Source organism: Leclercia sp. GHBNCSD (assembly GCF_055805075.1).
In genome coordinates this window covers 186,574-205,102 of sequence record NZ_JBQVYO010000002.1, presented here as the reverse complement: position 1 = coordinate 205,102, position 18,529 = coordinate 186,574, and the positions used below count along the sequence as shown (strand labels likewise).

The 18,529-nt window shown below is 54.8% G+C and carries 22 protein-coding genes; 10 read left to right on the top strand and 12 right to left on the bottom strand.

What is annotated here, in order from left to right; all coding sequences use genetic code 11:
* Window positions 1-220 precede the first annotated feature (220 nt).
* Window positions 221-1,681, top strand: a complete 1,461-nt coding sequence (locus ACT3IC_RS21290; RefSeq protein ID WP_263950866.1) for a mannitol dehydrogenase family protein — start codon at window positions 221-223, stop codon at window positions 1,679-1,681.
* A 42-nt stretch (window positions 1,682-1,723) separates the two neighbouring features.
* Here ACT3IC_RS21290 and ACT3IC_RS21285 read toward each other — a convergent pair whose 3' ends face one another.
* Window positions 1,724-2,410 carry a GntR family transcriptional regulator gene (locus ACT3IC_RS21285; protein WP_103179538.1) on the bottom strand — a complete coding sequence of 229 codons (687 nt, stop codon included), beginning with the start codon at window positions 2,408-2,410 and terminating at the stop codon, window positions 1,724-1,726.
* Between the two features lie 91 nt (window positions 2,411-2,501).
* Window positions 2,502-3,248 carry a bifunctional NADP-dependent 3-hydroxy acid dehydrogenase/3-hydroxypropionate dehydrogenase YdfG gene (gene ydfG, locus ACT3IC_RS21280; protein WP_103179539.1) on the bottom strand — a complete coding sequence of 249 codons (747 nt, stop codon included), beginning with the start codon at window positions 3,246-3,248 and terminating at the stop codon, window positions 2,502-2,504.
* A gap of 153 nt (window positions 3,249-3,401) precedes the next feature.
* Here ydfG and dcp point away from each other — a divergent pair, with 153 nt between their 5' ends.
* Window positions 3,402-5,444 carry a peptidyl-dipeptidase Dcp gene (gene dcp, locus ACT3IC_RS21275; protein ID WP_473479232.1) on the top strand — a complete coding sequence of 681 codons (2,043 nt, stop codon included), beginning with the start codon at window positions 3,402-3,404 and terminating at the stop codon, window positions 5,442-5,444.
* 154 nt (window positions 5,445-5,598) lie between these two features.
* On the opposite strand, the gene ACT3IC_RS21270 is transcribed toward dcp, so the two are convergent.
* The 10 genes from ACT3IC_RS21270 to ACT3IC_RS21225 form a co-directional block, all read right to left on the bottom strand.
* Window positions 5,599-6,738, bottom strand: a complete 1,140-nt coding sequence (locus ACT3IC_RS21270) for a phage integrase Arm DNA-binding domain-containing protein (RefSeq protein ID WP_473479229.1) — start codon at window positions 6,736-6,738, stop codon at window positions 5,599-5,601.
* Window positions 6,719-6,976: an excisionase gene (locus ACT3IC_RS21265; RefSeq protein WP_473479226.1), complete on the bottom strand. Its 258-nt coding sequence runs from the start codon at window positions 6,974-6,976 to the stop codon at window positions 6,719-6,721. The genes ACT3IC_RS21270 and ACT3IC_RS21265 overlap by 20 nt, the downstream gene beginning before the upstream one ends.
* 59 nt (window positions 6,977-7,035) lie before the next feature.
* A complete protein-coding gene (locus tag ACT3IC_RS21260) occupies window positions 7,036-7,275 on the bottom strand; it encodes a DUF4060 family protein (protein WP_088902320.1) in 240 nt (79 codons plus the stop codon).
* Between the two features lie 37 nt (window positions 7,276-7,312).
* Window positions 7,313-8,425: a RecT family recombinase gene (locus tag ACT3IC_RS21255; protein WP_473479223.1), complete on the bottom strand. Its 1,113-nt coding sequence runs from the start codon at window positions 8,423-8,425 to the stop codon at window positions 7,313-7,315.
* 11 nt (window positions 8,426-8,436) lie between these two features.
* Window positions 8,437-11,787 carry a RecE family exodeoxyribonuclease gene (locus ACT3IC_RS21250; RefSeq protein WP_473479220.1) on the bottom strand — a complete coding sequence of 1,117 codons (3,351 nt, stop codon included), beginning with the start codon at window positions 11,785-11,787 and terminating at the stop codon, window positions 8,437-8,439.
* Window positions 11,788-11,915: 128 nt separating this feature from the next.
* On the bottom strand, window positions 11,916-12,203 hold the full coding sequence (locus ACT3IC_RS21245) for a DNA breaking-rejoining protein (RefSeq protein ID WP_473479217.1): 288 nt from the start codon (window positions 12,201-12,203) through the stop codon (window positions 11,916-11,918).
* A gap of 87 nt (window positions 12,204-12,290) precedes the next feature.
* The gene (locus tag ACT3IC_RS21240; protein WP_473479214.1) at window positions 12,291-12,431 is read right to left on the bottom strand and encodes a YdaE family protein; all 141 of its coding nucleotides are present in this window, start codon (window positions 12,429-12,431) and stop codon (window positions 12,291-12,293) included.
* 9 nt (window positions 12,432-12,440) lie between these two features.
* Window positions 12,441-12,638: a DUF1482 family protein gene (locus tag ACT3IC_RS21235; protein ID WP_155166696.1), complete on the bottom strand. Its 198-nt coding sequence runs from the start codon at window positions 12,636-12,638 to the stop codon at window positions 12,441-12,443.
* Window positions 12,638-12,844 (bottom strand): hypothetical protein, encoded by a 207-nt coding sequence (locus ACT3IC_RS21230; RefSeq protein WP_473479529.1) that lies wholly within the window; start codon window positions 12,842-12,844, stop codon window positions 12,638-12,640. Before ACT3IC_RS21230 ends, ACT3IC_RS21235 begins: the two co-directional genes overlap by 1 nt.
* Before the next feature lie 195 nt (window positions 12,845-13,039).
* Window positions 13,040-13,453 carry a helix-turn-helix domain-containing protein gene (locus ACT3IC_RS21225; protein ID WP_473479210.1) on the bottom strand — a complete coding sequence of 138 codons (414 nt, stop codon included), beginning with the start codon at window positions 13,451-13,453 and terminating at the stop codon, window positions 13,040-13,042.
* Window positions 13,454-13,566: 113 nt separating this feature from the next.
* Here ACT3IC_RS21225 and ACT3IC_RS21220 point away from each other — a divergent pair, with 113 nt between their 5' ends.
* From ACT3IC_RS21220 to ACT3IC_RS21185, 8 genes are all read left to right on the top strand, one after another.
* Entirely contained in the window at window positions 13,567-13,797 is a 231-nt protein-coding gene (locus tag ACT3IC_RS21220; RefSeq protein ID WP_088902314.1) for a transcriptional regulator, read from the top strand.
* Between the two features lie 2 nt (window positions 13,798-13,799).
* A complete protein-coding gene (locus ACT3IC_RS21215; RefSeq protein ID WP_473479207.1) occupies window positions 13,800-14,357 on the top strand; it encodes a toxin YdaT family protein in 558 nt (185 codons plus the stop codon).
* A 184-nt stretch (window positions 14,358-14,541) separates the two neighbouring features.
* Entirely contained in the window at window positions 14,542-15,528 is a 987-nt protein-coding gene (locus ACT3IC_RS21210; protein WP_473479509.1) for a replication protein, read from the top strand.
* Window positions 15,512-16,201 (top strand): replication protein P, encoded by a 690-nt coding sequence (locus tag ACT3IC_RS21205; protein ID WP_473479204.1) that lies wholly within the window; start codon window positions 15,512-15,514, stop codon window positions 16,199-16,201. Before ACT3IC_RS21210 ends, ACT3IC_RS21205 begins: the two co-directional genes overlap by 17 nt.
* 12 nt (window positions 16,202-16,213) lie before the next feature.
* Window positions 16,214-16,903, top strand: a complete 690-nt coding sequence (locus ACT3IC_RS21200; RefSeq protein WP_473479201.1) for a DUF1627 domain-containing protein — start codon at window positions 16,214-16,216, stop codon at window positions 16,901-16,903.
* Window positions 16,893-17,204: a hypothetical protein gene (locus tag ACT3IC_RS21195; RefSeq protein WP_473479198.1), complete on the top strand. Its 312-nt coding sequence runs from the start codon at window positions 16,893-16,895 to the stop codon at window positions 17,202-17,204. Before ACT3IC_RS21200 ends, ACT3IC_RS21195 begins: the two co-directional genes overlap by 11 nt.
* Complete coding sequence (locus tag ACT3IC_RS21190) at window positions 17,201-17,821, top strand: hypothetical protein (RefSeq protein WP_473479194.1); 621 nt, start codon at window positions 17,201-17,203, stop codon at window positions 17,819-17,821. Before ACT3IC_RS21195 ends, ACT3IC_RS21190 begins: the two co-directional genes overlap by 4 nt.
* Before the next feature lie 133 nt (window positions 17,822-17,954).
* Entirely contained in the window at window positions 17,955-18,494 is a 540-nt protein-coding gene (locus tag ACT3IC_RS21185) for a hypothetical protein (protein WP_473479191.1), read from the top strand.
* Window positions 18,495-18,529: the final 35 nt, after the last annotated feature.

Sequence of the window (18,529 nt, the reverse complement as noted above, 5' to 3'; positions counted from 1 at the left end):
AGCATTACGTTTTTATTCAAATGCTGTCACACAACTTTTAATTGATGTCACACCAGATGGCGAAAAGTTAACGTAAATCAATATCGCTATATCAACAATCAGTATGGTTAACAGCAGAGATTTTTTTTATGCCATCTACCATTCTAGTTGGGTTAGTAAGCCGGGCCACGGAGTTAAGCCGGCCCGGATTAATCGCTTAAATACATTAACGAGTACTATCATGAAAAATCCGTTATTACAGGCGCAAGCTACGCTTCCTCACTACAACCGGGATACTCTGCAAACGCGCATCGTGCATCTGGGCTTTGGCGCCTTCCACCGCGCGCATCAGGCGGTTTATACCGATATCCTCGCTGCCGAACATGGCAGTGACTGGGGCTATTGCGAGGTCAATCTGATTGGCGGCGAGCAGCAGATAGCCGATCTTAAGGCGCAGGATAATCTCTTCACCGTTGCTGAAATGTCCGCTGATGCGTGGACAGCGCGAGTGGTGGGCGTGGTCAAAAAGGCGCTGCATGCCCAGGTGGATGGTCTTGAAGCGGTGCTGTCCGCCCTCTGTGAACCGCAGGTGGCGATCGTCTCGTTAACCATTACTGAAAAAGGGTACTGTCACGCCCCGGCGACCGGGCAGCTGATGCTGGATCATCCATTGATCGCAGCCGATCTGCAGAGTCCTCATCAGCCTGTTTCGGCTGTAGGCGTGGTGGTGGAAGCGCTGGCGCGACGTAAAAACGCCGGGCTGCCCGCTTTCACCGTGATGTCCTGCGACAATATGCCGGAGAACGGCCACGTCATGCGCAATGTTACCTGCGCCTATGCCCGCGCGGTCAGCGCTGAGCTGGCGGAGTGGATCGAAGCCAACGTCACCTTCCCGTCAACCATGGTCGACCGTATCGTGCCCGCCGTGACTGCCGACACGCTGAATAAAATTGAAGAGATTACCGGTGTGCGCGATCCGGCAGGTGTGGCCTGCGAGCCGTTCCGCCAGTGGGTGATTGAAGACAACTTTGTTGCGGGTCGTCCGGCGTGGGAAAAAGCCGGGGCCGAACTGGTGGCGGATGTTATTCCGTTTGAAGAGATGAAGCTGCGCATGCTGAACGGCAGCCACTCCTTCCTGGCGTATCTGGGCTATCTGGCGGGCTATCAACACATCAACGACTGCATGGAGGATGCGAACTACAAGCGCGCCGCCCGTGCGCTGATGTTAAACGAGCAGGCGCCGACGCTGAAAGTGACCGGTGTAGACCTGGAGCGTTATGCCGATCTGCTCATCGACCGTTACAGTAACCCGGCGCTGCGCCACCGGACCTGGCAGATCGCGATGGATGGCAGCCAGAAGCTGCCGCAGCGTATGCTTGATTCAGTGCGCTGGCACCGTGTGCACCAGAAACCATTCCCGCTACTGGCGCTGGGTATTGCCGGCTGGATGCGCTATGTCGGCGGCGTGGATGAGCGCGGCGAAGCCATCGAGGTGTGCGATCCGCTGTTGCCGGTGATCCAGGCGGCGGTAAACGGCAGTGCTGAAGGGGTATCCCGCGTGAAGGCGCTGATGGGTATTGAGGCGATCTTTGGTAATGAACTGCCGCAGGATGCGACTTTTGTCGAGGCGGTAACCGGGGCGTATCAAATGTTGCTGGCGAAGGGGGCGAAAGCCGCTGTGGCCCACTATATCGCGGGCTAATTATTATGCCGAATGCCGCCGCTATGGCGGCATTCATTTTCATTACTCTTCGCTAAACCAGTCACTATTTTCCTGACGAATTAACTGCACTGACTCGCCAATTTCCTGCAGATGCAGGGTCATCGCTTTTTCTACCGCATCGGCGTCACGCTTTTCCAGGGCATGGAAAATATCCAGATGCTGGCGCAGCAGCATCTCTGGCGGTGATACGTGATTAAGGCTCATGTAACGCACCCGGTCCATGGTCGCCTTGATGTTCTCGATGGTATCCCACGCCAGCTGACAGCCAGCAATTTGCGCCAGCTTCTGATGAAATTCGTCGTCGAGCAGGAAGAAGTCATTCAGCTGTTTACGTTCAATGGCGATACGCTGCTGATGCAGATTCTGCTCCAGCTGATAGCACTGATGATCGTCGACCAGGGTTGCCGCACGACGGACCACGGCGCACTCGATGGCCTGGCGGACAAAACAGCCGTTCTGTACCTGACTGAGGGAGATCTTGTTAACGTAACTGCCGCGCTGGGGGCGGATCTGAATCAGGCCATTTTCCGCCAGCTTGATAAAGGCTTCGCGAACCGGCTGACGGGAGACATCAAAGCGTACCGACACCTCTTTTTCTGATAAAGGGGTGCCCGGCGGGATCAGGCAATGCACAATATCGCTGCGCAAAATACGATAAATTTGCTGATTTACGGGTTGTGTCGGATTAAGTTGCGATTCAGCGGCCATTCGATGTGATTTCTCAGAGGGTTAACCCGGAAATACTACCATTCTTTTACCCGGTATCCCAGACCCGGCCCGCAAGCCGGGCGGGGAAAGATCATCCGCGATGAACGCTCAGGCCAGCAAAGCTCTGCGTCACCGGCATCATTTCAACGGTGTTGATGTTGACGTGCTTCGGCAACGTCGCCACCCACCAGACGGCTTCAGTGACATCATCCGGGGTGAGGGCGGTGGTGTTTTCGTAGGTTTTACCGGCTTTGTCATCATCGCCTTTAAAGCGAACGTTGGAGAACTCCGTTCCGCCGACCAGACCCGGCTCGATATCCGTCACGCGGATAGCGGTGCCGTGCAGATCGGTGCGCAGGTTCAGGCTGAACTGACGTACAAAGGCTTTGGTCGCGCCATAGACGTTGCCGCCCGCATAAGGCCAGCTACCGGCGGTCGAGCCGATGTTGATCACGTGACCACGGTTGCGCTCCACCATGCCAGGCAGCACGGCGCGTGTCATATAGATCAGGCCTTTGTTGTTGGTGTCGATCATCGTTTCCCAGTCTTCCACACTGGCTTTGTGCGCAGGCTCAAGACCCAGCGCCAGCCCGGCGTTGTTGACCAGTACGTCGATGTCACGCCATTGTGCCGGCAGATTGGCAATCATCTCTTCAATAGATGCACGGTTACGCACGTCAAGCTGGGCGGTCAGAATGCTGTCGCCAAGCTCCTCTTTCAGCTCCTGCAGACGCTCCTGACGGCGGCCTGTGGCAATCACTTTATGGCCGTTTGCGACGAAGCGACGCGTAATGCTTTCACCAAATCCTGCTGTCGCCCCGGTAACTAAAATAATCATGTCACTGTTCCTCAACGCTTTTTGTGTAGTACTACCATAGCATGTGATCTGACGCAGAGTAAGGTTACTTTTCGTGCCCTCAAGGCCACAGAGATTGCAGCCCATGCCGGGCTGGCCTACTCTGGTGAAATTCACCTTATTCAGGAGTCTGTTATGTCTGGCACTAATCCGTTTTTCACAAGCAGCCTGCTGCCGTACCAGGCGCCGCAGTTTGATCTGATCCGCGACGAACACTATCGTCCAGCCTTTGATGAAGCCATTCGTCAGAAGCGCAGGGAGATCGCGGCGATTGCCGGTTCCGCAGACGCCCCCGATTTTGCCAATACCGTACTGGCGCTGGAGAAAAGCGGCGAGCTGCTGAGCCGGGTAAGCAGCGTCTTCTTTGCCATGACTTCGGCGCACACCAATGATTATCTGCAGCAACTGGAAGAGGCGATCTCAACCGAACTGGCGGCGCTCTCTAACGATATCTGGCTGAATGACGCGCTCTTTGCCCGGGTGGATGCCATCTATAATGACCGCCAGGCGATGGCGCCGGATGCCGAGTCCCTGCGGCTGATTGAGGTGCTTCATCAGCGCTTTATTCTGGCCGGGGCCCGGCTGGAGGAGGCGCAAAAGCAGGAGCTTAAAACGCTCAATACCGAATCAGCCAGCCTGACCAGCCAGTTTAACCAGCGTCTGCTGGCGGCAGACAAGGCGGGTGGGCTGGTGGTGGATTATCAGCATCAACTGGATGGCCTGAGCCCGGCGGAACAGGCCGCGGCTGCCGAGGCCGCAGCGGAGAAGGGACTCAGCGATCGCTGGCTCATTCCGCTGCTGAACACCACGCAACAGCCGGCTCTGCAACAGCTACGCGATCGTCAGACCAGAGAAAACCTCTTCAAAGCGGGCTGGCTGCGCACGCAAAAAAATGATGCCAACGATACCCGCGAGGTGGTCGCACGTCTGGTGGCGCTCCGGGCGCGTCAGGCTGAACTGCTGGGCTATGGTAGCTACGCCAGCTGGAAAATTGCCGATCAGATGGCGAAAACCCCCGACGCCGCGCTGCAGTTTATGCGGGGTATCGTTCCTGCCGCGCGCGGTCGCGCCCTGCAGGAGCAGGCCGACATTCAGAAAGTGATTGATGAAGAGCAGGGCCATTTTCAGGTTCAGGCCTGGGACTGGGCCTTTTATGCCGAACGTGTGCGCCTGGCGAAGTACGCCCTGGACGAGTCGCAGGTCAAACCCTATTTTGCCCTCAATACGGTGCTGACAGACGGCGTCTTCTGGGCGGCGACGCGCCTTTTCGGCATTACATTTGCCGAGCGCAGGGATATCCCTGTCTACCACCCTGACGTGCGAGTCTGGGAGATCTTCGATCATCACGGAGAAGGGATGGCGCTCTTTTACGGTGACTTCTTCGCCCGCGACTCGAAAGGCGGCGGGGCGTGGATGGGTAACTTTATCGAGCAATCCCATGAAGCCGGGTCGCGGCCGGTAATCTACAACGTCTGCAACTATCAAAAACCGGCGGAAGGCCAGCCAGCGCTAATCTCGTGGGATGATGTGATCACCCTGTTCCACGAATTTGGCCATACCCTGCACGGTTTGTTTGCCAGCCAGCGTTACGCCACGCTCTCTGGCACCAATACGCCGCGGGATTTCGTAGAGTTCCCGTCGCAAATAAACGAACACTGGGCCAGCCACCCCGAGGTCTTTGCCCACTATGCCCGCCATTACGAAACCGGGGAGCCGATGCCCGACGCCCTGCGGGAGAAAATGGTCAGCGCAACCCAGTTTAATAAAGGCTATGACATGACCGAGCTGCTCAGCGCCGCGCTGCTGGACATGAACTGGCATGGAATAACCGCCAGCGAAGCGCCAGCAGATGTGGAGGCGTTCGAAGCCGCGGCGCTGGAACGCGAACAGCTGGATCTCCCTGCCGTGCCGCCGCGCTATCGCAGCAGCTACTTCGCCCATATCTTCGGCGGCGGTTACGCGGCAGGCTATTACGCCTATCTCTGGACCCAAATGCTGGCCGACGACGGCTATCAATGGTTCGTGGAAGAGGGCGGATTGAACCGTGAAAATGGGCAAAAATTCCGCGAGGCGATTTTGTCGCGCGGGAATAGCACTGATTTAGCTGAACTTTATCGCGCGTGGCGCGGGCACGATCCTAAGATTGAACCGATGCTGGTGAATCGCGGGTTGAGCTAGTAAAGGCTTTTTCAGGCGGGAAACAGAACCGGGCACAATGCCCGGTTTTTTGTCCGATTTTTTCTTCCCCAAAACTCCTCCAAAATTCCTCCCCAAAATGAATCCTTAAATTCTGCGAAATTTGCAGGGGGATACGGCCCAATTATTCACGTAGCTACACCTTCACTTTCACCCAGTCGAGTCCACGATCGTTATGGTACTGAGCTGTCATCCTGTCTGAAGAGTGACCCAGAAGCTGCTGAGTGTTGATGCCTTGTTCCTCATACAGACGCTCGGATAGAGATCGCTGTTCGTGAAACGTCGGCATTGTTTTCCCGTCCTCTACGGAAATGCCGGTGCTGTCTATAGCGACCTTGAAGGAGACGCTAAGACTGTTCTCGCCAACCTGATCGCCCGCCTTAACATTACCGCTTGATGTCACATGATGAAGAAGCCAGGGGCTTACGACCCGATCCCTACATTGCTTAATCACCTGCGCCAGGGTGATATCCAACATCTCGCAGCGTAGCGAGAGAGGTATAGCCAGTTTCACTCCCGTCTTTTGCTGCTCAACATGGAGATGGCCGTCCCAGACATCAGAGAACTTCATTTTGGCGATGTCCCCGCGCCGTTGCCCGGTGACCACTGCCAGGAGCATGGAGTTTTGGACGTAGGGCGCCAAATTGCCGGCCGCTTCAAATATCACTTTCCACATATCCAGGTTCAGTCGAGAACGGGTCACCCGGACAGTGACTTTTCTTGTGGCCAGCGCCGGGTTATATCCCGGCTCAACTTCACCTGCGTGCTGCGCTTCTCTGAACAGATCAATCCAGACGCTCCGGAGCGTTTGTGCCATCCGCGCTTTGCCTCTGGCTTTATATTCGTCGGTAATGGACGCCAGCATTTTGGTGGTGACCTCCTGAATACCAATATCAGGCATCCTTTCAGCCAACACGTTGGTGCAGGTCCTTCTGGATTTAAGCGTATTATTTTTTATCTCCTTATTGCTGAGCCGCTCTTCCTGTATTTTCAAATACCGTTCGATCCATGCGCGCATCCGCATCGATTTCTTTGAATTGGACTTCTTGTGGCTGACCATATCGATCAGGGCAAACGACTGGGCGGCTTCCTGCTGCGCCAGCAGTCGATTCAACTCAGTGGCGGCCATTTTGGCCGCCTCCTGATCGGTACCGAAACCGATAAATTGACCGGTTAAAGGATGCCGGTATTGCCAGTAGGTTTTGCTGTTGCGCTTATCCAGCTTGCAATAGAGATTTGGGATATCAACCCTGTGATTACGTGGTCTGGCTGCCATTAATTACTCGCTCCATAAGCGTCTTCACCGCTTTCGGCATGCGTGGTGGTAGAACTGGCGATGCGAGCATGCCAATGAATTTGGCCTCTTCATCAATAACCCACCGCCGGCCTTGTTTCAGCGCCCTTGGGATTGTTTGTCCTGTCTTTGCAATCCTGTGCAGTGACGCTCTGGATGGTGGTTGCTTAAAGCCGTTTGGACCAGAGGCCCAGTCCTCTAAGCTAACGAGCTGTCCCATGTAAACCTCCAGTTTGATTAATATGAGCCATCAAAGCCCGATAGGGTGATATTTCAATATCAGGCGGCCTGCCCAGGTAAGGATCGTAGGCGGCGCATGCCGGTCATCGCCGTGGCCACGTAGCTTGCCTTCCGGTTCACCACCTCCACCCAGACCTTTACACCTTCCACCCGCACCGTGTACGTCTCTTTCATCCGGCTGCGCCCGTAGTTGCCATAGCGTTCCTGATGAGCTGCCAGGGCGATGTCACATGCTTGGCGCGCCAGCGGTGACTGTGTGCTGCGGTTGATTAATCGCATAAGTTTTCTGTCGGGAGGGCGAACCCTCCCGCCTCCCTTAGGCCACGTATTCCGGTTTCATATCCGCCAGGGTGATGCTGAACTTATCGTGCAGTTCGTCGCCCATATGTCGTTTCGCCGCTGCCAGCACGCGCTCGGCTTCCGCGAACTGTTCAACTGCGCCAGGTTCGCCCGGTTGTGGCAGGGAGTTGATCGCCGCCTCGACCCGGTTATACGCATCCACCAGGTGGTAACGCTTCACGGCCTTGTTTTTCAACTCGGTATACAGGGCTGAGCCCAGGGTGTTCTTGGCGCTTTCAATATCGGCGCGTACTGCTTTGGCGTTATCCACGTCCTGCGCCGCTTCAATGCGATCCCGGAACTCATCGGCCATAGCATCGATGTTGGCGGCCGATTCCTGCGCGCTATGGGTTGTTGTTACGCTGTCACCTTTGATGTCAGCCAGGCTTACGCGCTGGGCTGGTGCCGGGTTGATCACCTTCTCTTCGCGATAGGAGAGATCATCTGCATCCTGAAATCCCATGACTGCCGCGGGGCAATAGGCCTTTGCCCAGTCCTTCGTGGCGAGATATAAAATCTGTTGCTTTGGTTTTGTAACCCACAACGGAGAATTTCTGATTGCCACGCTTGCCAGATACAATGGCTCACCCCAGGTTATCTCTGACTCACCCCGGATAACCGCGCCAGCGCGAATGTACAAACCGTCCTCATCTTCATCTGACCAGTCGCGAACTCTTTCAGTTTTTTCATACGCGCCCTTGCTGCCCATTTTTTTTACGGTGACATCTTTGCTGCGAATGCAGTTTTCCCAATTACCGCCGTACTCATAATGGAAGCGCCCACGGATAGCGCCTGAGCTGGTGAGAATTGCGCTGATGAGCTGCGCTTCATACCCAAGCTTCCCGTTTACAAAGAAGGTTTTCTGCGCCACAGCGTACGGGTTCATGCCCCACTGCATGGCCTGCATAACAATCGCCATGCAGTCGGCAGGTTTGCCCACCAAATGATCAGGGACCGCGATAGTTGCATCAGCCATGAGATTTGCAAATGCTGTCAACTGGCTGAGCGCCTGCACATTAAAAATGGAGTTAGTGGCAGAGATTGTGTTTGGAGCCTGCTGCTCCGCGGTTACGATATTCATGTTTTCCATCGTCATTCCCCTTATGCCTGAGTACGCAGCGCTTCAAGGCGGCGCAGATCAAAGTCGTTCAGTTCGTCGGTGTAGTCTTCAGTGATCGGCGCTGGCCACTCGCCAGTGTCGAACGCGTTAGCGATGCGGTTCATCGTCTGGCGATACTCGAGCATGCCCAGCTCAATCAGCTCTTTGCTGGCCTCAACGATGGCGATCCAGTGGTAGCCCTCGTCTTTGTTGACGAAAATCCAGAAGAACTGGTCCAGGGCAGCGGTCTGCATGTACATGGCAGCGCTGAGGTGGTAATCGCGGTCGATGATTTCGCGGTGCAGGCGGGCGCGCAGGCCGGACTGCTTCACGTTCCACATGCTGATGGTTTTCAGGTCGGCACCGATGCGTACGGCGTCGATGTCGATTTCAAGATCCGGGCGCACGCGGATTTCCAGCCCGGTCTCCTCATCGATGCCGAAATAGCTCGTCTCAACAGCGCGATCAGGGTGCAGCAACAGTTTCCCGGCGGTCGGGTGCTCGTGCAGCGCTTTCTGAATGGCCAGCGCCGTTTCCATCTGCTGGCGAGTGACCAGGATTTTGTCGCCCGGGTTCTCGCGCCATGCATCCAGCAGTTCGTCAGCAAACACCGCGTCTGGCTTCACGGACTTCACAGCCTGGATCATCTCCGCTTTGGTGCCGGACACTTTCAGCGGTGCCGGTTTCTGCGCTTCCTGCGCCACCAGGTCAGGATTGATGATCGCCAGTTGCTCCAGCAGCGCGTCACGGCTTCCGCTGGTTTTCACCGGCGCGGGCAGGGTGGCGTTGTACTCTTTGATGCAGGCCTTCATCGCGACAGCGGTCTGCTTCTGGTCTGCCTCGATATGCTGGTATTCCGCTGGCAGCGTCATATAGCTCTGCGCTGTTTCTTCCAGGCTACCGCCCATCGGCACCTGCGCGGGCAGGGTGGCGTTGTGCTCTTCCAGCAGCGCTTTGATATCGTCAGCGCTCAGCAGAGCCGGCAGGCTGGCGTTGTGTTCGTCGATAAAGGCGCGCAGGGTCGCCGCAGTGGTAAAGGCCCCTTCCGGGATCACCGGTGCCACGCTGAACTCTTCCTCGAGGTTTTCTGGCTGCAGCGCCAGCGCATGCACCAGGTTGCCCATATCCAGAACCTTGGAACCTTCGCGCGGGATGGTCGTGGCGACATGACGCGCGTTGAAGTACATCAGGCTGACGCGGGCATCCTTCACCTGGGTGCTGCTGATCCCGTTGGCTGCGTGATAAACGTTATTCGGCAGACCCTCATAGCGACCCGGTTCGAAGTACGCTGGGTATTCGACAGCTGGTTCTGGTTGTTGCGCTTTTGGCTCGCTCTGATTCACTTTTGGCTCGTTTTGATGCGCAGAATCCTCATTCTGATGCGCATTTTCCGTTTTCTGGTTTACATCCGCCTCGTCATGGTTTGCCAGGGTCGGCGCCGCGGCGGCCAGAATCTCAGCCGGACTCAGGGCATCTGTTTGCGGATCAGTTGCATCAGCGCTTTCGCCTGGTTGAACCGGGTTACCAGCTTCTCCTTCCGCCGGGTCAGTCTCTTCCATCTGCACATCGCTGGTGGTCTCCTCATTTACTGTTGACCGGTAATCATTTTCTGGTTGGTTTTCGTTCATCAGGCCTTCGATGGAGAACATGCCGCCACCGAGGTTTTCGACCTGCGGCTGGCTGGCGGCAGTGCTCGCCCATTTAGGCAGGGTCTGCGTTTCGGCTTCATCCTCAGCAGCAAGTTTCTGTTCGCCTGCTTCTGCCCATTTCGGCAATGGATGCTCTTCGGCAGTTTGGGTTTCTTCTGGTTGTGCGGCCGGGAGAGGCAGCAACTCAGTTGCAGCGTTGAATTCAGCCGTCATCGTCCGGTTAACGAACTCAAGGTGAGCAACCGGGTCAAGGTGGATATCCTCAGGCGCGATGCACACCAGGTTGAAGATGGCTGCGCGGTTCACTGCCAGAACGCCAGGCTGGTTACGCAGGATTTTGCTCCACGACTTCCACGGCTCTTCTTTATTCGCGACGATATCTTTAGCGCGACGTATTACGCTTGATGAAATGTCGAAGTGGTGGGTGCAACCCTTGTCCTGCGCGCAGGCGATCTCCATATCCAGCGTTTCCAGGGTATGGTGTGCGCCTTCGCCACGGTCAGTTACATACCCGCCGTCGGCATTGGTCCCTGCGTCAGTGCGCTGCACGTGATTGATGCGGTTGCCGGCAACCCATTCGCGCGTCAGGATCCCGCGGTCGATATATGGGGTAGTTACGAAGGCTTTAGTGAACTGCAGCAGCAGGCCCAGCTCATGGCGCTTATCCATGCTGAACACTTTGCGAATTGCGTTCGTGTAACGCCACAGGTCTTTGGTATCGAAAGCCTTAACTTCCGGGAAATTTTCAGCAGCGAGCAGAAGATCCTGGACATAACCATTGTCGGTATCCATTTCCAGCGCGTGCAGTTCCGCATTCTCGCTGCGGGTGATGTGGTGGCGCAGTTCGTCCACCGTCAGCTGGGCCAGCAGCTGTTTGCGGAATGGCATTTTGCAGACCGGATATCGCGTTGACCCATCGTCGTTTTTACTTACACGCAGGTCATTTTCATACCAATGAGTCGGCTCATCCTTGGCTGGGAGCTTGCCGTTCTTCCAGTCCTCAACCAGCTGGTTGCGGTCTTCGGCGTTAATCCAGCCCGACATGAAGGCGGCCAGCATCGCGGGTTCGTGTTCTTTGTCCTGGGGGAAAACGTCTTTGATGGCCTGCACCAGTTTCCACTCGGCATGCAGGCTGAGCTCGCCAATATCAGCAACGTCATTTTTGGCCTGCAGCAGGTTCTGGAAGTAAACATTTCCCTCATCGGTCGCCAGTTCGTTGGCGACTATCTGCTGCTCCTGGCTGATTTCCGAAAGGTATTTATCACCCAACAGATGGACGGCGAAGCGGACAGCCGGGGTGCGATTTTCCAGCAGGGAAGTTTTGCCGGCGTCTGCGGTATCAGCGGAGGTTACCGGCGCGGCAGGGAGACCCGCATCGCTGGTGGTGTTGGCCGGGGCGAGGGCGGTCTCATCCTGTGGCGCAGTGCCGGGGATAACGTTCCAGGTGCGCTGGTCATCGCCCAGGGCGTAGCGCTTACAGAACTCGAAGCAGACGACACCTTCTTCAGGCAGATCGTCAACAACCGGCATGTCAGTACGAATAGGTTTGCCGTAGTCTTTACCACGACCAGTTTCGATCCCGGCATCTTCCAGCGCGACATCCAGCATCAGCGCAGCACGGGATTTAGTAGCGGCGGTGAACCAGATAACAGCATCAGGCTTTCCTGATTTCTGTGTTGCTGGAATTGTGTGGAAATATTCCATGTCAGATCCTCATTTTGGATGTAATATCCCAAGCGGCTATTCAAACCGCCTGAGGTTATTTAGCTAAAGTCCGGTTCGCTTTGGTCGGTGGTACCGGACGGGGAGGCCCACCTTGTGTGGGCTTTCGCTTAATGGATGGTTTTAAAAATACGGCCCGCAAATTCCTGCTTATAGTTGCGGTAATCGCCAAACCCGGCTTTATCACCGGTGGTGATGTTGGCTGAAAGAAGGGAAAGCTCAGTTACGGCGCAGTGCGGGCAGTCGAATTCGCCGAGGATGTATCCGCCTTCAAGGACGACAGTGGTTGCGCCGTTTGAGGTGGAGTGAATAACGCCAGAGAATTTTTCATCGCAGTTGAACAGTGCGATCTCTTTGTTAATTGCCTTGATGTTTAAATTAACGGTAATAACTTTCATAATTTTCCGGTTTCCTGAATTTAGGTTGTAAGAATCCCCGCCCAAATAACGGGCGCTTCGTTTGGTGCGATATTTCAGATAATTTAATTAGGCTTCGTGGGCCATCTGGTCGTGCGAGGCGCAACGCTTGGAGCAGTACTCTTTTTCTTTGCGCGCCAGCCGATTACCCTGGAGGAATATCAGCTCGCTTTTTACCGGCTCGCCGCAATAACCGCATTTGGTCTGCATAATCACTCCTCAGAACTTAACCGTGGTTTCCGCTGGTACTTCTTCGCTGCGGACGATCTGTTCTACCGGGTAGCAATTCCCTGAAACTTTCTGGTCAATGGCGGCCTGCTCGCATTGCTGCTGACTGTCATAGACATCGAGAACCACATCCTGGAATTCGCCATTGGTCATGCCGATGGTCAGGACGAGTGCGAATAAAGTCCCCATCAATGCATCCCCGTTCCGGCGGGAACCAGATGCGGCTCCAGACTGCGGGAGACGTACGGGCGGCGAATGTGGCGCAGGTTGCCCTGCGGTTCATGCCAGTAGGTGCCTTCGATGTAGTTATAAGAGACCAGCCATGCTGCGCCGGTACGCTGGTTGCGCATAGGAACGGCACAACCGCTGTTAGGTACTGCTGGGTTAGCTTTCATCTCAATCCCCTTTTGCCCTTGTCGCCAGGCTGGCGGAACGTAACTTGAACCTGACAACGGTGCGCTTGTTGTCGATGTACTGAAGGCTACAACTTAAAGTTTCGAATGTAAAGCATAAGAAACAAAAAGTTTCGGTCAGGCATAAAAAAAGACACCTCGGATGGGTGTCTCATTTTGGCGAGAAACTATGGCTTGTTATTTTTTCTGATTGTGAATGATGTCAAACACATCACTTTTTAGAAGATCAATTTCATGCAGCACGGTCTTTGTATGCAGTATTAAGCGCAGCTTCTCAGCTTCAGGCAACTGATTGAAGAGGGACAATAAAGCCTCTTCTTTTTCATCCAGGTCTCTGCGAGCGTTGGTGATTATCGCGCCGTTCTCTGCATCCCCATCCTCATCCATAAAGAACCAGTGCTCAGGCTTTCGGGAAACAGCTGCAAGGCGCTTTAGGCGCTCGCCACTGGCAACTGTTTTTCCCTTTGACCAGTTTTGGACAGCCGTATGGGAGAGCATGACCTGTTTTGCGAGATCGGCCATATTCCAGCCATTTTCAGTCATGACCTGTTTGATTCTTTTTGCGAATACGGGATGAGCGACTTTATTCATATTGTTATTTTACAACCTTTGGTTTCGCCTAGCACTCCAACTATATGTTTCGTTTTTCTTGCAACTTAAGGTTTCGATGAGTATCCTCATGTCATTCACTGATAGGAGGCCCAATGAACAAATCACTTAAAGAAAAAATTACTAATACCATGTCGCGTGTCGACATTGGTGCGCAGCTTGGCATTTCATCTCAGGCAGTAAGCAAATGGATGAGCCAAGGGAAGGTGCCTGCGGGACGTGTTGTCCCTCTCTGCAAAGTCCTCAACTGGGCTGTAACTCCCCACGAAATTGATCCAAGTGCCTACCCAAACCCTACCGATGGTTTACCTCGTCAGGAGCACTAATCATGCAAACACTTTCTTTTCAACAGAATAACAGAGCGCCAACAGAGCGCATGAAATTCCAGTGTCACCAGGCCGAGCTGGACACTCCGAAAGTTGATCACCGTGCCATCTGTTCTGCCGTTCGCGCCTGGGCAGCAGCAGAGGGCCGCGTAGCGGTCGCTCTTGCAATCAAGGGGGCGGTAGAAGAGGCGGGCCTGTCGGATATCGACACATCCGTGAATGCCGATGTGTGGAACGTGAAATTGTTCCGTTGGCTGGACCAGCCAGAAAAATCGGCAGTTTACCGGGCAAACGTAGAGCAGCTGGCGCCGGTAATCATTTCGGTTCTGCCGCTGGCGTACCGGGATCGGGTTGTTAAGCACGATAACTTCGCGCTTCGCATCGCTAAGTCGGTGAAAGAGGATGCTGAGGCCATACAGGCTGTCGTCCTCAAAGCCCCAAAACAGGAACGCTGGAAAGAGATCAGCGAAAGCATCGTTGCTAAGTACCTGTTGGATGGGCCGGATTCAGTCGCGCCAATTATGGCGATGGTTACAACGATGCTGGGTGGTGCGATATGACGAAGTCAAAAAAGGCGAAAGCCGCGGTGCGCGAACACCAACGGCTTTCAGGTGCAAATACGGGACGTAAATGCGAGGTCATTATGGCAAATGCATGTACAAAACACCAGGCGAAAGGGGCATAGCTATGTCGAATGTCGCTTACGCCGATTTCGCGGCACGCAGTGCCGTCAGGAGCAACCGGATGGAGAACCAGAAGACCGGATTCATCCCGTTGTACCGGAGTGTATTGAAGAAGCCCTGGGCGAAAGATGTGTTCCTGCGCACGCTGTGGGAAAACCTTCTGTTGGGCGCTGCCCGTCAGCCTTACACGGCAAACTTTAAAGGCCGTCAGTGGCCGCTGCAAACCGGACAACTGGTGACCACCTCAGCCGATCTCGGGCTGAAATTATGTGACCGAGCGGGGGAGCCAACAAGCCGTCATGCAGTGGAGAGAATGCTGGCTCTTTTCGTCAAGGAAGGAATGATTTCTACCGCAGGAGAGAAGCGAAAAGGCACTGTGATAACCATCACAAATTACATGCTTTATGCTCAAAAAATGGACAATTTACCCGCGCATTTGGCCGAGCATAACGGCGAGCATTACGCCGCGCATGAGGAACCCAGCAACGGCGGGGCTTCCGGTGATGGTGCCGCGCATATACCCGCGCATGAAGCCGCGCAATTCGCCGCGCATCATGAACAACAAGGTAATAACAACAATATAAATATTAAAAGATCCTCGTCCCGGAATTCTGCCGAATCCCGAAACGAAGCGATCGAAAAATTTCTCTCTCGCCATCCTGAAGCCGTAGACGGAATTTACACCCCCTCCGGTAAATCATGGGGAACGGCTGACGACCTGAAAGCAGCCCGTTGGATTTATGCCCAGCTGCTGACGGTCAACCCAAGCCTCAGTGAGCCGAAATGGGTTGAGTGGGCCAATACCATCCGTCTGATGCGCCAGCAGGACAACCGCACTCACTACGAAATTTGCGAGCTACTCAAGTGGGCCAGCAAGGATAGCTTCTGGAAGACCAACATCCTGAGCCCATCCAGCCTGCGAAAACAGTGGGACCAACTAAGCACTAAACGCCTGAACAACCCATCCGGTGCCCGGCCTGCAGCCCAAGGCATCGACTTCAACAACACAGACTGGATCAACGAGGTGTTCGATGGAAAGACTATCTGAGCAGCTGGCGAACTGTGATCGCGAAAGTTTCCGCCGCATCGCCCAAAACATGCCCGAAGCCCCGGCAGAACGCCCGCAGGTTGAGCAGACGGCTGAAATCTTCAACTCCCTGTTCAGCGCGCTGCGTGCTGCATTTCCGGCAGCAATGGCTGCTTTCCGTGAGCAGAGCGAGTTCAACGAACTGCGCCGCCAGTGGGTGATGGCATTTCAGGAGAACGGGATCACCACCATGGCACAGGTGGCCGCAGGTATGCGCATTGCCCGCCGCCAGGAGAAGCCATTCCTGCCGTCACCCGGTCAGTTCGTTGCCTGGTGCAAAGAGGGACGCTGCCTGCTCGGGTTCAGCGTTGATGACGTGATGACTGAGTACTGGAAATGGCGCCGCCTGGTGTTCCGGTATCCAACCAGCGAACAGTATCCATGGCCAGCGCCGGTTTTATATCACGTCTGCACTGAGCTGCGTCGGCAAAGTACGGATCGCCAGATGACCGAAAGCGAGATGCGCCAGGCCGCTGGCAAGGTCCTGGCTGGATGGGAAGAGCGCGTTGCCGCAGGTAAGCCGGTACCGCCGATCCGCCGTGCTATCGCCGCCCCGGCCAAGGCCAGCGGTCCTACGCCAGCAGAAATACTGATGGCTGAATACAAAAAACGCAAGGCAGCTGGTCTGATTTAACAGGAGATCCCCATGGAAACCGTAATTCAAGCACTGAACGTAATGGGCAAAGCTACCGCGCGCGAGGTAGCAAGCCGTCTGGGTATTGAGCCTGCAACCGCGCTGAATATGCTGCGCGAACACGAAGAGGGCGAAGAGGTTATCCAGAGCAATGGTTACTGGGTCGTCGGGAAACCTTCGCTCAACCGAACCACCAGAACCGCAGTCCAGCCGCCTGTGAAAGTGACGGTGAATGATCTGGCCCGGCTGCTGGCCGAACATGGACCAAAATCCTCTGCGGAACTGGCCGCGCTGGCGCGGATCGAGTCAAAACGAGTAGCGCCAATGCTGACCTATCACTTGGAGAAGGGAAAAATTCTGCGCGAAAAAATTGACGGCAAGTTCGTTTACTCCGTCCGTGCCGACTCGCCTACAACTGCGGCGCCAGCCCAACCTGAGCCAACTCCTGCTGCTCCTGCTGCTCCTGCCATCACCGACGCCGACAAGCCGCTGGAGCAGTTCGTCAGTGAGATCCCCTCGTTCACCGAAGGGCGGTCAGCCGGGCAGGTAATCCCAACCGTCCGGGCTCTTTCCCGTGAAATTCGCCGCACCAAAAACAAGCTGGCGAGCCTCGAGAAACTGCGCGATGCGGTCCGGGTTGTTGCCTGTCACAAGAATCTCGTTAACCAGCTGGTAGGCGCGGAGGTGGGTAATGGCCAGTAACAACCTCTGGGCAATCATCCGCGCTATCCAGCACGGCGGGGAGATCACCCCGCGTCAGGTTCGCCGGCTGCTGGGGTGCGACAGCAAAAAGGCCTGTCGCCTGCTGGAGCATCTCGTTTCTGCTGGTACTGTGAAGAATATCGGCCAGCGCCGCCACCCGGTCTACGTCATGCAGCCGGGTGGTGAGATGCGCATTAAGCCACTGCCGGTGGCGCGCCATAAACCCAGCATTGCAGACATATGCCGTCAGAACTGGCAGGGCTATCAGATCCACAAAATTATCGGGAGCGCACGGGCATGAGTGATTCACTGAACAACAAAGAGCTGGTGGCAGTGGGCCATCAATTTGCCATATCGATGAGCGCCGACACGCCGATCATCGATATGGCGAAGATTGTTTCGCGCCTGGCCGAACGGCTGGACTGTACCACCGCTGCGCTGCGCGAGATGACGAAGCAGAGGGATGCGCTGGTGGCCATGCAGCAGCAGGATATCCGCAAAGCGCTGGATGAATGCTCCGAGTATCTCGACAGGGACTGCATCATGGAGACGAACGGCATAAGCTACGAAGAAGCAGCTCAGCGGGAAGTCGGCGCAATGGCTCTTCATGATGCGTTACTTCGCCAGGGAGTTGTCATGCCTAAGGGCAACCAGCGCGACTTATCGTATCCAGTAGATACGCAGGTTGCTGCATACGAAAAAATCATGCAGCAGACCGTGCCTGATGGGTGGGTGGCTGTGCCAGTTGAGCCAACAGAGGGCATGATTATTGCTGGATTCGAGGCAGAGCTGCGCGAAGAGTTCCGCGACCCAGAAGCCTGGGAGGCATTCGAGGCTATGAGTGGCTGCGAACAGGCAGCGCACCGGGCAACACTGTGCTGGGCTGCGATGGTAAAAGCAGCGCCAAGGAAGCTGTGATATATCACAAAATTGAAATTATAAAGCCATGTTAACGGCGTTCTTGTTGCTTCCGCTCTGAAGCAGTAAGAACGCCTGATATGCTAATTATTGCTATTAAAATGTTATCCAATCTTAGCGTTAAGGAAGGAACTTGAAAAATATTATTGTCGATTCAAACGCATGGAATTTTCTTCATGCAAGTGGTATTTCGTTGAGCAATGAGCTTCTTAATAGTTACTGCTTCCAAATCACGCTTGAAATATCTCGCGAAATGGAAGAACTGAAAGATAGGGAAGATAAGAAAGCACTTTATGAATTTTTTCTAGGTGAAACTGAGACACTTGAAGAGCCTCTCTGCTACTTTGGGTTTTACGATGACTCTGTTCCTGCCAATGAGCAGAGGTTCGGAGGTTTTGGTGTAGGTGGGCTTGGATCGGTTCACCAAGATGAATATTTTCAGAAGACAGCCAGACAGATCAAGCAGAAAAAAAGAGGAGTTTATTATGGGAACGAAGCAGATAGGCTTATCGGGTCAAGAGGTTTTGGCAATACATTCATATTAACCGAAGACAATAGCAAGTCAGGGCCAATGAGGGAGGCTGCAAACACAATACATGTGTCGCAACAAAATCCATTGACTGTCGAGGCATTTCTTCAACTTCTCGAGACTGAGACATCAAAATCTACTTAATAAAACAACCTTATCTTCCCTTTCCTATCGAGTAC

What these genes read in the sequence shown, in the direction of transcription:
- ACT3IC_RS21290 (WP_263950866.1), top strand. Translation starts at nt 221, where the DNA reads ATGAAAAATCCGTTATTACAGGCGCAAGCTACGCTTCCTCACTACAAC.
- ACT3IC_RS21285 (WP_103179538.1), bottom strand. Translation starts at nt 2,410, where the DNA reads ATGGCCGCTGAATCGCAACTTAATCCGACACAACCCGTAAATCAGCAA.
- ydfG (WP_103179539.1), bottom strand. Translation starts at nt 3,248, where the DNA reads ATGATTATTTTAGTTACCGGGGCGACAGCAGGATTTGGTGAAAGCATT.
- dcp (WP_473479232.1), top strand. Translation starts at nt 3,402, where the DNA reads ATGTCTGGCACTAATCCGTTTTTCACAAGCAGCCTGCTGCCGTACCAG.
- ACT3IC_RS21270 (WP_473479229.1), bottom strand. Translation starts at nt 6,738, where the DNA reads ATGGCAGCCAGACCACGTAATCACAGGGTTGATATCCCAAATCTCTAT.
- ACT3IC_RS21265 (WP_473479226.1), bottom strand. Translation starts at nt 6,976, where the DNA reads ATGGGACAGCTCGTTAGCTTAGAGGACTGGGCCTCTGGTCCAAACGGC.
- ACT3IC_RS21260 (WP_088902320.1), bottom strand. Translation starts at nt 7,275, where the DNA reads ATGCGATTAATCAACCGCAGCACACAGTCACCGCTGGCGCGCCAAGCA.
- ACT3IC_RS21255 (WP_473479223.1), bottom strand. Translation starts at nt 8,425, where the DNA reads ATGGAAAACATGAATATCGTAACCGCGGAGCAGCAGGCTCCAAACACA.
- ACT3IC_RS21250 (WP_473479220.1), bottom strand. Translation starts at nt 11,787, where the DNA reads ATGGAATATTTCCACACAATTCCAGCAACACAGAAATCAGGAAAGCCT.
- ACT3IC_RS21245 (WP_473479217.1), bottom strand. Translation starts at nt 12,203, where the DNA reads ATGAAAGTTATTACCGTTAATTTAAACATCAAGGCAATTAACAAAGAG.
- ACT3IC_RS21240 (WP_473479214.1), bottom strand. Translation starts at nt 12,431, where the DNA reads ATGCAGACCAAATGCGGTTATTGCGGCGAGCCGGTAAAAAGCGAGCTG.
- ACT3IC_RS21235 (WP_155166696.1), bottom strand. Translation starts at nt 12,638, where the DNA reads ATGGGGACTTTATTCGCACTCGTCCTGACCATCGGCATGACCAATGGC.
- ACT3IC_RS21230 (WP_473479529.1), bottom strand. Translation starts at nt 12,844, where the DNA reads ATGAAAGCTAACCCAGCAGTACCTAACAGCGGTTGTGCCGTTCCTATG.
- ACT3IC_RS21225 (WP_473479210.1), bottom strand. Translation starts at nt 13,453, where the DNA reads ATGAATAAAGTCGCTCATCCCGTATTCGCAAAAAGAATCAAACAGGTC.
- ACT3IC_RS21220 (WP_088902314.1), top strand. Translation starts at nt 13,567, where the DNA reads ATGAACAAATCACTTAAAGAAAAAATTACTAATACCATGTCGCGTGTC.
- ACT3IC_RS21215 (WP_473479207.1), top strand. Translation starts at nt 13,800, where the DNA reads ATGCAAACACTTTCTTTTCAACAGAATAACAGAGCGCCAACAGAGCGC.
- ACT3IC_RS21210 (WP_473479509.1), top strand. Translation starts at nt 14,542, where the DNA reads ATGGAGAACCAGAAGACCGGATTCATCCCGTTGTACCGGAGTGTATTG.
- ACT3IC_RS21205 (WP_473479204.1), top strand. Translation starts at nt 15,512, where the DNA reads ATGGAAAGACTATCTGAGCAGCTGGCGAACTGTGATCGCGAAAGTTTC.
- ACT3IC_RS21200 (WP_473479201.1), top strand. Translation starts at nt 16,214, where the DNA reads ATGGAAACCGTAATTCAAGCACTGAACGTAATGGGCAAAGCTACCGCG.
- ACT3IC_RS21195 (WP_473479198.1), top strand. Translation starts at nt 16,893, where the DNA reads ATGGCCAGTAACAACCTCTGGGCAATCATCCGCGCTATCCAGCACGGC.
- ACT3IC_RS21190 (WP_473479194.1), top strand. Translation starts at nt 17,201, where the DNA reads ATGAGTGATTCACTGAACAACAAAGAGCTGGTGGCAGTGGGCCATCAA.